Here is a 12,640-nt window from a genome sequence, read left to right on the forward strand (position 1 = left end):
ACATTATCTTAAATATTTCATAGGATTTTCAGTTTTACCATTTTTAAAAATGGTAAAATGCAGATGATTGCCCGTACTATAACCAGTACTTCCCATATAACCTATTACCGCTCCCCTTGAAACTTTTTTTCCAACCTTAACGGCAAAAGAATTCAAATGTGCATATAAAGTTTGGAATCCATTGCTGTGAGAAATGACAATATATTTTCCATACCCCCCCGCATTAAATCCAGCAGTTACAACAATACCTTCTCTTGAAGCTTTAATAGGCGTATTAGCTAAATTTGCAATATCTATTCCATTGTGAAAACTAATAACTCCTGTAAACGGATCTGGTCGATAGCCATACCCCGAAGTAATAACACCCTGCACAGGATAAATAAAAGTCTCGCCTAATACCTCTTTTAAAAAATCTTTGGGCAATCTTCCCCCAGGAATAAACAACTTTTGCCCTAAAAATAAAACTTCATTATCAAGATTATTAGAATCTAAAATATCAACCTTGGGAACATTATAAGCACTAGCTATAGATGAAATAGAGTCATTTTTTTTAACAACATAAACAATTCCTTTCATATTGGGAACTTTAATAACTGAATTTGGCTTAATATTTCTCACATCTTTAATTTCATTAAAAGAAATTAAAGTTTCACTGGTTATTTGATATCTAGCTGCAACATGCGAAAGCGTTTCTCCAGGCTTAATTTTATGATCAAATACCTTTAATACAAAATTTTTTTTAAATCCAGGAACATTTGCAGAAATATTAGATTCAGGTAAATAACTACTAATTTGAGCTATATCTTGATCACTATAATATAAAAATGTATCAATAAAATAATCTTTGGGCAAAGAAAGCCTATTTAAAAAAACATACGAACCATAATAAGAAAAAATGTTAATATAAAATGTTAATATAAAAATAAAGATTATTGCATTAAGCTTAAAAACAAATTTATAATCTAATCTTACACTAAAGATATCAAAAACTTTATCTCTCAAGCTCTTGTAATAATATTTATATTCATAATGATTAATATTTTGTATTTTAAGCTTATAGAAAAATAAAGAAACTTTTTTAAAAAAATTGATTTTTTTTTTAAAGAAGTTCTTAATCTTAAAAACTTTTTTTCTTCTTTTACCAATATTAGAAATATTTGCAAAATCTTTTAATTCAAAATTAACACTCTTTTTGCTATTGAATAAAAAATTTTTTTTACGTTTTTCTACCCTTTGCTTTTTTTTTGGTATAATCATAACATGCTATTTCATTATACAATAGAAAATTGCATTTGAATGAAAGCATCGTTTAAAAGTTATGAGAATATTTAAAGCTCACAAATATGAACTAGCGTCGATTTTAGCCGCTTGCTTATTTTTAATAACCTTAATAAAACTATTCTTATCATTTTACATAGTAAAAGGCGAATCAATGACTCCAGCAATATTTGAAAAAAATTGGATTGTAAATCACAAGTTTGCATATGGACTTAGGATTAAAAAGCAGCAAAAATACCTTTTATTATGGAAAAACCCCAAAAAAAATGAAATGGTGCTTATTAAAGATCCCATAACAAACAAAATTGCCATTAAAAAAATTTTTGCAATTCCAGGAGAAAAATTTAAACAAATAGAAAAAAATAAAATATGCATACATAATTTAAACTTTAAAATAGATGAAAATATTTTAAAAAAAAATACTAAAAAAATTCCCGAAGACCACTATTTAGTTATAGGAGAAAACAGACAGATCTCATTAGACTCAAGAGATTACGGATTTATAAAAATTGATAATATATTGGGAAAAATAATTTATTACTTTTAAAAAATATTTTTGCTTCTTTGAGTTTTTAATCAATAATATTTGCAAAAGTGTTTGAAAGACTCTCTTTTGCTACATTGTCAGATGAACTTGTAATTTTTATTTCAATAAAATTAGAAGAATTGGTCTCTAAATCTTTAGCATTAACACTCAAAATACCACTTTCATTTAAAGTAAAAAGTACCTCTATTTTGGGAATTCCTTTTAAAGCTTTTTGAATATTGCCAAAGGAAAACCTACCTATAGAATAATTCAAAGAGGCTTTTTTATATTCGCCTTGAAGTATGTGAATCTCAATTTCATCTTGATAATCATTGGTAGTCGTAAATAGTTTGCTCCTAGAAATTGGCAAAGAAGTATTTCTCTTTATTAGAGTAAAAAATTCATTATCCTTTATCTCAAGTCCAAGAGAATAAGGAGTCACATCCTTAAACTTGATAACAGGGTCATTTCTAGAAAGACTAAAAGCATGAATACCTGCACCAATAGCTACAACTTCATCTTGATTTAAAGCATCTAAAATTGTAGCAGAAGGAAAGGATTCCTTTAAAACTTTTTCAATCAAGGGTATCCTTGTTGAACCACCAGAAAGTATGATTTTTGAAACACTACTAATATCAATCCCAGAATCAGCAATACATTCCATAGATAACTGAATAGTTTTGTCAATATATTCACTTATCATTGAATTAAATTCATCCCTTTTAAGATTATAATTTAAATGCTTACCATCAAGAAAAAGCAAAGTAATGTCGACCTCTTCCATAACAGATAGATTTTTTTTACCCTCTTCAATTCGCTCTCTTAACTGCTCTAGAAGAAAAATATCTTCTAGATTAAAATCAGGATATTTATTTTTAAAACTATCTAAAACATACTTTTCAATGATTTTATTAAAGTCATTACCTCCAAGTCGACTTTGCCCTTTAACCGAAAGAACAGTATAGGTGTCGCCTCGTTTCTCCATAAGAGTTACATCAAAAGTTCCACCCCCAAGATCATAAATAAGAAAAATTCCATCAATCTGTCTTTCAAAGGCATAAGCAATGGCAGCTGCGGTTGGTTCATTAAGTATGGCCTTACAATTCAAACCAGCAAAATTTGCAGCCTCAACAACACATCTTCTTTGAATCTCAGAAAAATAGGCAGGAACTGTTATTACAGCATTTTCAATTTCTTCATCTAAAAATTTTTCAGCGTTCCTTTTAACACTAGCAAGCAAATGTGCTGAAATATATTCTGCTTTATAAAATTCACCATCTACTTTATAAAAATTATTAGAGCCTATATTGGTCTTAAAATTATAAAATGTTTTTTGAGGGTTAACTAATATTTGATTTTTAGCGGCACTTCCAACAAGAACATCCTTATCTGAGAAAGAAACAATAGAAGGAGTTATTCGCTCACCCCTTTCATTTAATATTATCTTAGAACTAACATCAAAATACGATGCAACAGTATTTGTGGTTCCAAGATCAATACCTATCCATTTTTTCATGAATACCTCCCCTATGTATTGAAATAATCAACTCAACCTCACCTAAATCTAACTTAAACTTTTTAGCAATAGCTTCAAAAGACATACCTTGTTCATGAAGTAAAATAATCTGATTGCGAACATTATAACTTTCTTTTATTATATTTTTTTCAACAGTAGGCATAGAATAATCCAAATTACTTTTATAAATTCCATCACTTTTCGATCCAAAACTAGAAGGACTATTGCCAGGAATAGAGCTGTTGTTAAATCCTAACAACCTCTGGTCAAGAATTTCAATTCTCTCGTCAACCTCTTTGATGATTCTATTTAAACTTTCAATTTTTATTTCAATAATATTTATATTTCTATCCGTAGCCTGATTAATTTCAATAATTGTTTTATCTACCTCACTTTTGAACTTTCTAAGTATGCTATTAGATTTTATTTTCAAATTAATATACACATGAAAATATATAAAAATAAATATAATTAAAATAAGATAAAAAACAATAAACATATAAAAGCCCTAAAACATTTTATCTCTTAATATTAACATTTTTACCAATTTTAGGATCTTCAAACTTATCAGAATATAAACTAAGCATTACCTTCTCTTCATTTTTATTTTTTTTAACTGGAAACGAAAGTAAATAATTATCCTCGACTTTATTAACTACACATACATTACCAACCTCAGAATCAGTATGACAATCCCTTAAAAATCTAAATCTAGCATTTTGATTAATTTTTAATCTTTTGCGCTTTTCACTTTCACTTAAAAATTGTCTAGCTTTAAAAGATCCAACAACAGACATTTTAAAAACTTCAAATGTATCCATATACAAATCCTTATATTAAAGATCATTCACCTAGACTTAAAAGGAATATAGGTCATAACTTTAATATAATTATCATCCTCTATAAAAGTAACGTTGTTATAATCTTTTGAAAGCTCATAGAAAGCATTCTTAATATAAAGCTTAACGCCTGAACAAGCTATATTTTCAACAGAAATTTTACCCTCTATCTTAGTATTTTCAAGATCATTTTGCAAATTAATTCGCTTGGCCTCTATCATTTTTATTTCCATTCTAAGAATTTTACTCTCATTAACAAATTCATTGTAACTATCAATCTTTAAGGATTTTTCTGCCTTATCTGTAATGAGCACAATATTCTTTTTTAAAGCAACAATGTCTTTAGTTAAAACTTCTAATCGCTTTTCAATCTTTTCAAGATGACTAGTAAACCTAGTTAGTAAATCTTTAATTTCAGGATCATAGCCAACATCAATGCAGGTTTCACAACTTCTATCAGAGCCTATAGAATAAGCCCTAACCTCTTCTTTTGCACAAACATTAGAACCAACTATTTTTGATTTTTTACCAATACAAAGAACTCTCTTTTTAGAAGAAACTGAAGAATTAACAATGCCCCTTAAAACTTCAACTTCCCCACCACAATTTAAGGTGACATTTTCTAAAAACTTAGCCCTAACATTACCCCGCGCATAAATTTTAGAATCACCCTTACCATTCACACCACTATGAAAAATAATAGCCCCATCCGTTTTTAAATTGCACCGACCCACCAATCCTTTCACTTCTATTCCACTTTTAGCCATAATATTGTATCCATCCAAAACATTGCCCTGCACAAGAACCATTCCATTGTTTACTATATCTCCAGTAGCAGGTCCAACATCACCTTTGACCAAATAAATATTATGAACGGATATTACACCATCTGAAACAGACATATACCCATTACATTTTGCCCGAATTTTATAACCATCTCTAAAAGTATTCTCGCCCAAAATAAAATCAATATCCTGCCCACTCTCTGATTTTAACACTTTGCCAAAAACGGTATAACCATCTACACCTTTGCCAAAAGGAATAATTCTGGCCAATTCCTCGCCTTCAATTACATTTCTAAATCCTATGCTTGAAACCTCATACTCATCAAACCTATTATTTTCATCAACAATAAAATCAATATAAGAATCCTTGCCCTTTACTGGCTCTAGACCCCTTGCAAGTTCAACAGGCTCGCCATAAACAGGATAATCCACAAATTTTGCTACTTTATCCTTAAGTATTGCAATATCTATTACTCCATATTTTCTAAGAATATTGAAAATATCTTGTGCAAAAATTTCAGCTCCATTAATTCCAGGCGCGGTAAATTCAATGGTAACTGACATTGAATTTTCTGATATTTGAACCATCATTGTAACATTTTCAGAAGGATCAGATTCAAAATCAGCAATTTTTTCATAATATCCACTAGCATTCTCAACTATACCTTTCACAATATCTTTGTTGAAATTTTCAATATTGCTATGCAATTCTAATTTAAAAATAACATCTTGATACTTAATAGGGATTCCTTGTCCTTTTGGTGAGATAACCTTTAGAAATACGCCTTTTGAAGATTTCCTGATAAAAAATTCACCATCTGATGAAATAACTTCTTTTTCTCCTGAATCATTTTTTGAATCAAGAGACACTTTAGGCTTGCTAGAAGAATTCCTATAGGCAACTATTTTCCATTTTTTCTTCCCATATCCCAATATACCATTACTACCTTTTAACAAAATCTCATAGTCTAATTCTTTATAAGGCACCGAAAGCTCCAAAGAAGCATCATTTAAGGCCTCTTCAAGAGTATCGGCTTCTATTTCCATCAAGTCAACATGACTTTCTCTTTCTAAGTAAGATCGCATCTTATCACAAAGTTCAGAAAAATTTATAGCCCTGTCATCCATATTTATTCCTTCTTGCTCATTAAAGTTTTAATAGCATCTGCAACAACTTTTGGATCATTATCTTCAATAAATGACATTTTTTTATTTTTGTCACTCCCCCCAATCATGTCTTCCGTCTCAAATTTATACTTTTTAACTTCTTCTATAAAATCAACACTACTACTGATATTTTGAGAATTCTCATAAAGAGAATTTTTATTTTGAAAATCAAGATTCTCTTTAAAATCTTTATCACTCTTCTTATCATCTTGAAGCTTATTTTCCATATTGCCAGACAATTCTGTTGAAAAAAGATTCGACAAATATTTCTTAAAGATATATTCAATTAAAAGTCCAATAACAAAAAAAAATAAAAACTGTAACAAAGATCTCATTAAGATTGTAAAAAATGATAAACCACAAAACAATCCTAAAACTGCTGAAATAAACAGTGCTGACACACTAGCTAATAAAATATACTTCAATTCTCTGCTTACAAACATAATGTCTTATTCCACACCAAAAAATCTTAATATAAAACCTATAACCCCTCTTCTTTTTCTATTATCTAGAGAAACCTCCTCAAGGGTGGCAACAATAGAATCAAGACAATAGCTAGCTTTGCTATTTGGATTTACCAAAACAAAAGGTTTTTGCTTAAAAACAGAGCTTCTAATGTTTTGATCCTCATAAATATGACCCAAATAATCAATATTTAAATTTAAAAATTGCCCTGAAATATCTATAACCTTTTTAGCAACTCCCTTGGCCTCACTAACATTAGCTACTCTATTAACAATAAGCCTTAAATTTTTCAAATTCTCCATCTTATAAGACAAAACCTTTATTATTCCATAAGCATCAGTAATCGAAGTGGGTTCTGGAGTAGTAACAATAACAACATCGTCACTAGAAAGCAAAAACGAAATAACTTGTCTTGAAATTCCGGCACTAGTATCTATTACAACTATATCATATTCATATATTTTTAATAATTCTTTTATAAATTTATTAACATCAACATCAGAGAGATCTAAAAGCTCCATTGTACCAGAAGCACCGGCCAAAAGATCAATATTGTACTCGGTCTTTGTTATTACTTCTCTGATGTCACGACTTTGAGCAATCATATGATATATACTATACTTGGGAATAACTCCAAGCAAAATATTAACATTAGCCATTCCAATATCAGCATCAAGTATTAACACCTTTTTACCAAGCTCAGAATATTTAAGAGCAAGTCCAATTGCAATATTGCTTTTACCAACACCACCTTTGCCACTACTAACAGCAATAAATCTTGTTTTGCTGTTTTGAACTTTCTCATCAACTGAAAAATTAAATTTACCATTTAATCTCATCATATCTCTTAAACTTTGAGCTTGATCTTCCATTATAACTTTCCTTAATAATAAGATTTACTTTTTATCTTCTTAATAAACTCTGAATCATCGCTTATTCTGTAGCCATTTATTCTTCTAATAAAAGTAAGTGGTTCTGCAACGCTGATATTATGAGGAACAATTTGCCCATCCGTAACATAAGAAACTACCTTCTTCATTTCATAAATCAAACTTATCAAATTTCCAACACAAGTGGTTTCATCCACTTTGGTAAAAATCACAGTTTTATAATTAAAAGGAGAGAATTGGTGAAATATTTCTTTGACATCTGATGTTTTTGTAGTAGAACTGACAGCCAAATGAAATTCGGCATCCCTTCCACAAGCATTAAGAAGCTCCTTCATCTCAGCAAGCTTCATGAAATCTTTGGGACTTTTACCAATTGTATCAACAAGTATAAGATCAAAATCCTTTGAATCAGTAATTTCATCTTTTAAATCTTTAAAAGACTCAATTGCTCTAACCGGAATACCCATAATATCACCATAAGTTTGAATTTGTTTTTTAGCTCCAATACGATAATTATCAATAGTAATAATTTTAATATTTAAGCTCTTAGATTCTCCATTAATACCATAAATTGCTGCAAGTTTTGCAATTGTGGTAGTTTTTCCAACACCTGTTGGACCAACTAAAATAAAAACCCTTTTCTTAAGATTATCAATAATAGATCCTGAACATTTAATTGTCTTTGCAATATATAAAACAACATCCTCTCTAACCCTCTCATAATCATCAAGATCTGACAAGCTAAATTCTCTCTTAATAAACTCATTAATGTCTTTAATATAATTTTCAGAAAAATCATTTTCTCTTAAAATGTCTCCAATTTTTGTAATTGTTGGATGATTAATATTTTCTTTTTTATGAGCAAGTTCTGTTTTAAGAGACTTAACTTCTTTAAGCACATCTTCAATTGAAGAATTTTCTTCTCTTTTAATGCTTTGAAGAATCTTTCGCTTTTCATCTTCAACATTAATTTGTTGATTGCCAATGTCATATCTAACATAACCTGAAACTTCAACCCAATCTTTGCTAAATAAACCTAAAATCCCCCCATGGGGAACAGTTTTATAAGTCATAACCCTAGCATTCTTACCATATTTTTTCCTAATTATTTCTATGACTTCATTATAAGTTGGACCTTTTTCTGTAAAATATTGAACCATATATTATTCTTCAACCTCTACTGTTTTAAGAACATTAACTTTAATATTTTGGGGAACCTCTAAAACAGACATAACAACAAGATCTGGAATCTCTCTACTTGTTATCACTTTTATTATAGGTCTTGACGATTCGCTTGAGAGAACAACTGGATAAAACCCTTCTGCTTGAACTTCGTTTACAATTTTGAAAAGTTCATAAATAAATTTAGTTTTTAAATTAGGATCAATTGAACTTATAATATCATGATTGGATTCTACACGAGAATCAATTATCATTTGCTCAAAACTGGGGTTTAAAGTTATTACATTAAGCTCAGAATTTAAATCTAAATATCCACTAGTTATTTGCCTGCCAACCGATTGCCTACATTTCTCAATCAAGAAAAATATATCCTTAGTAATACTTGTGAAATCTGCAATTGTTTCAAAAATTGTAACCAAATTGCGAATTGAAACCTGTTCTTTTAAAAGACCTTGTAAAACCCTTTGAATCTCACCAACCGAAAAATTCTTAAGAACCTCTTCAACAATAGCTCCATAATCTTTTTTAAAAACATCAAGAGTATTTTGAACATCTTGACGAGTCAAAATTTCATAAGAATGTCTTTTAATAAGTTCTGTCATATGAGTAGCAATAATTGAAGGAGGATCTACAACTGTATATCCTAATTTTTCAGCAGTTTCTCGCCCATCATCATTTACCCAAAGAGAAGGAAGTCCAAACGAAGGATCTTTAACAAGATCTCCATCTATTCCAGAATCAATTCCAACATTTATCACTAAAAATTTGCCAAGCTTAATCTCGCCCCGCCCAACTTCAACTCCTCTTAGCTTAAAAGAATAAGCATTGGGCTCAAGTCGCATATTATCAACTATTCTAATCTTGGGCACAACTATTCCAAATTCAAATGCAATCTCACGCCTTATCTTAACAATACGATCAAGCAGCTCAGAAGTTTTTGTATCATCAACTATTGGAACAAGATTATATCCAATCTCAAGAGCTAATGGATCAAGCGGAACAACAGGAGCAACATCTTTGTCTGAATAAATTGACGCCTGCTCTTCTTCAAGTTTCATTTTTTTATCTATTTCTTCTTTTTGTCTTATTCCTGAAAGAGAATAAGCTAAAAATGCAATTGACAAACTTAAAAACATAAGAATTAGGGTTGGAAATCCTGGAAGAAAAGCTAAAAAAAACAAAAACCCGGAAACAATCCAATAAATTCCTAAATGATTTGTGAATTGCTCAAAAATCTCGCCACCAAAACTATTTTTTGAAATCGACCTAGTAACAATCAAGCCTGTAGCCGTTGAAATTAAAAGAGATGGCAATTGAGACACAAGCCCATCACCAACTGTCAATGAAACATAATTGTTAAGAGCTTCGTTAAAGTTAAGACCTTGCAAAGTTATTCCCACTAACAAGCCACCAAGAATATTTATAAGAGTTATTAAAAATCCAACCTTAACATTTCCTGATACAAATTTAGAAGCTCCATCCATTGCACCATAAAAATTGACTTCTGATTGTAAATCGTTTTTTTGCCTTGTAGCCTCTTCTTCTGTCAAATTTCCAGAACTGTAGGCAGAATCAATCGCCATTTGCTTACCAGGAAGTGCATCAAGAGCAAACCGAGCTGCAACTTCAGCTACCCTTGTTGCTCCCTTGGTAATTACAATAAATTGAACAGCAATGATTATTATAAATATTATAAATCCAATAACAAGTCCTTGAATTCCAGAACTACCCACAACAAATGTCCCAAATGTTCTTATCATTTGTCCATCAAAATTTATACCTTTGGTTAAAATTAACCTAGTAGAAGAAATATTAAGAACGAGTCCAAAAATAGTCATCACAAGCAGCAATGTAGGAAAAACAGAGAAATCTAGAGATCTCTTAGAATAAAGAACAATTAAAATAATTAAAAGGCTTATTACTAAATTAACCGTAATCAAAACATCCAAAATAACTGCAGGAAGAGGCAAAATAAATCCGGCAACAACAAATATCAAACCGACCGAAATTATTAAATCAGACTTATTATTAAGCCCCAAATACCCTAATATAGAATTTTTTCTAGCATCCAACAATAGAACCTCTAATTAAACTTTTTAGTAATAGAATATACTCTCACAAGAATTTTTGAAACAATCTCCCAATATTCTCTTGGAATCTCTTCGTTAACCTTAACATTAGCATAAAGAGCTCTTGCAAGGAGCTTATTTTCCATTAAAGGAACATTATTTTCTCTTGCAATTTTTTTAATTGTGAGAGCTATTTCATCTTGACCTTTTGCAAGCACCCTTGGAGCTAGCATTGTTTCGCTATCCCATTTAATAGCAACTGCAAAATGTTCTGGATTTGTAATTACTACATCTGCTTGAGGAATAGCTACTCTTAAATTGGTACTTAAAATAACCCTCATTCTCTCTTTTATTCTAGATCGAAGCAAAGGATCACCTTCCATTTCCTTTCTTTCCTGCTTTACTTCTTCTTTTGTCATTTTCAAACTCTCAATGTACTGAGATCTTTGAAACAAATAATCAAACACCCCTACAATTGCCAAAAACATTACTGAAAAAAAACATATCTTATAGGCAAGCACTAACACAATAGAAATTCCAGACTGAAGTGTATACTCCGAAAGCTTAGAAATTTTGCCTATATTGTTTTCTATAATAAAATAATATATCAAGCATATTATAACAACTTTTAACAAACTTTTAAACAAATTGAAAAAAGCCCCTGCTGAAAAAAAAGAATTTTTTGCCCATCTGGAAAAATTAAAACTAATTTTATCCCACCTTGGCTCCAAAGATTTAAAAGTAATAAAAAAGCCTACTTGAATAATATTGACAAAAAAATTAACAGCTAAAGATGCTAAAAAAAACAAAACGACATACCCCATGATAGATCTAATATATGCAAAACCCATAGTATAAACACTCATACGCATAACTTCAGGAAGCTTGATGGCCTGCTCTTTAAAAACAGCTATTAAATCTAAAGCAAAATAAGAAAGCATGAAAAAAAACAATGCAAATAACAATAAAAGACTAACGGCAGTATTAATTTCAGTAGACTTTAATACCCGTCCTTCTTCTCTTGCTTTTTGCTTTTTCTGGTCAGTAGGTAATTCAGTTCTTCCCTCATCATCTGCAGAAAAAAAATCAAGGGGAATATACCAACTTTTAATCAAAAATTCATCTTTTATCATTATTTTAAAACTCTAGAAAACAATTTTAAAAAACTATCAAGAGAATCTAGTGAAAGTTCAATCACTCTTTTTGAAGATATTGCTAAGCTTGGAAATCCAATATATAAAATTAACAACCCTAAAAATAGCGAGGTTGAAAAACTAATTATTAATAAATTAATCTGAGGCGATGACTTTGAAAGTATTCCCAATACCAGATAAAAAAGTAAAAGCAAAGACAATATTGGAAACGAAATTAATAAAGCTTTTTCAAAAAGAAAACCAAAAGACATAAGCAAAAGCTTGACAAATTCTGAATTTCTCATATTGACCAAATGTTCAACCCTAATGTTCAAAACAGAATCATGTATGCCAATCACAAAAAACCGAAGTAAAAAATCGCTTGATAAGAACAAAAGCAAAAACAAATAAGCAAAAATTTGTGAAATAATCATGCTATCTTCTTCTGAAAAAACATCAAAAATATTTGCATAAGCAAGCCCAATTTGATTAGAAAAGAAAAATCCAACTAAATGAAAAACATTAAAAATTATATTAACAAAAAATGCCTGAATAAGGCCTAAAATAGCTTCTCCTAATAAAATTAACGCAAAAGAAAGCATATTGTCTAAAGGATAAATAATTTTAATCTTTTCAACAACAATTACGGAGAGAATCAAAGAAAAGAAAAAATTAAAATATCCAATTTTTATTGTTGAAAAAAATGGAGAAAATTTTAAAAACATAAAAATTCTAACCAACACAGGTAAAATTGTAAAAGATTTTAAAACCAAAAAATTTAAATTCAAAA

Annotated in this window: 12 protein-coding genes; 1 reads left to right on the top strand and 11 read right to left on the bottom strand. The window is 29.7% G+C overall.

From position 1 onward, the window contains the following. Positions 1-3: 3 nt before the first annotated feature. Positions 4-1,257: a M23 family metallopeptidase gene (locus tag BSV1_RS02490; protein ID WP_008882410.1), complete on the bottom strand. Its 1,254-nt coding sequence runs from the start codon at positions 1,255-1,257 to the stop codon at positions 4-6. A gap of 61 nt (positions 1,258-1,318) precedes the next feature. Here BSV1_RS02490 and lepB point away from each other — a divergent pair, with 61 nt between their 5' ends. After that, complete coding sequence (gene lepB / locus BSV1_RS02495; protein ID WP_008882486.1) at positions 1,319-1,825, top strand: signal peptidase I; 507 nt, start codon at positions 1,319-1,321, stop codon at positions 1,823-1,825. A 25-nt stretch (positions 1,826-1,850) separates the two neighbouring features. On the opposite strand, the gene BSV1_RS02500 is transcribed toward lepB, so the two are convergent. From BSV1_RS02500 to fliR, 10 genes are read right to left on the bottom strand one after another with little or no spacing between them, the layout of a single operon-like run. Then, a complete protein-coding gene (locus tag BSV1_RS02500) occupies positions 1,851-3,320 on the bottom strand; it encodes an Hsp70 family protein (protein WP_008882521.1) in 1,470 nt (489 codons plus the stop codon). Continuing rightward, positions 3,298-3,819 (bottom strand): DUF6115 domain-containing protein, encoded by a 522-nt coding sequence (locus BSV1_RS02505; RefSeq protein ID WP_008882578.1) that lies wholly within the window; start codon positions 3,817-3,819, stop codon positions 3,298-3,300. Before BSV1_RS02505 ends, BSV1_RS02500 begins: the two co-directional genes overlap by 23 nt. Before the next feature lie 19 nt (positions 3,820-3,838). Continuing rightward, complete coding sequence (locus BSV1_RS02510; RefSeq protein WP_008882674.1) at positions 3,839-4,141, bottom strand: hypothetical protein; 303 nt, start codon at positions 4,139-4,141, stop codon at positions 3,839-3,841. Between the two features lie 26 nt (positions 4,142-4,167). Beyond that, entirely contained in the window at positions 4,168-6,072 is a 1,905-nt protein-coding gene (locus BSV1_RS02515; RefSeq protein ID WP_008882766.1) for a FapA family protein, read from the bottom strand. Positions 6,073-6,074: 2 nt separating this feature from the next. Beyond that, the gene (gene hfq, locus BSV1_RS02520; protein ID WP_008882809.1) at positions 6,075-6,554 is read right to left on the bottom strand and encodes an RNA chaperone Hfq; all 480 of its coding nucleotides are present in this window, start codon (positions 6,552-6,554) and stop codon (positions 6,075-6,077) included. Positions 6,555-6,560: 6 nt separating this feature from the next. Beyond that, positions 6,561-7,448 (bottom strand): MinD/ParA family protein, encoded by an 888-nt coding sequence (locus BSV1_RS02525; RefSeq protein WP_002556868.1) that lies wholly within the window; start codon positions 7,446-7,448, stop codon positions 6,561-6,563. An 11-nt stretch (positions 7,449-7,459) separates the two neighbouring features. Next, complete coding sequence (gene flhF, locus BSV1_RS02530; protein ID WP_008882782.1) at positions 7,460-8,626, bottom strand: flagellar biosynthesis GTPase FlhF; 1,167 nt, start codon at positions 8,624-8,626, stop codon at positions 7,460-7,462. Positions 8,627-8,629: 3 nt separating this feature from the next. Beyond that, positions 8,630-10,723, bottom strand: a complete 2,094-nt coding sequence (flhA, locus tag BSV1_RS02535) for a flagellar biosynthesis protein FlhA (RefSeq protein WP_083858431.1) — start codon at positions 10,721-10,723, stop codon at positions 8,630-8,632. A gap of 8 nt (positions 10,724-10,731) precedes the next feature. Then, entirely contained in the window at positions 10,732-11,850 is a 1,119-nt protein-coding gene (gene flhB, locus BSV1_RS02540) for a flagellar biosynthesis protein FlhB (protein ID WP_008882351.1), read from the bottom strand. Further along, a complete protein-coding gene (gene fliR / locus BSV1_RS02545) occupies positions 11,850-12,638 on the bottom strand; it encodes a flagellar biosynthetic protein FliR (protein ID WP_008882517.1) in 789 nt (262 codons plus the stop codon). Before fliR ends, flhB begins: the two co-directional genes overlap by 1 nt. Positions 12,639-12,640 lie beyond the last annotated feature (2 nt).

This window comes from [Borrelia] finlandensis (assembly GCF_000181875.2).
GTDB lineage: Bacteria > Spirochaetota > Spirochaetia > Borreliales > Borreliaceae > Borreliella > Borreliella finlandensis.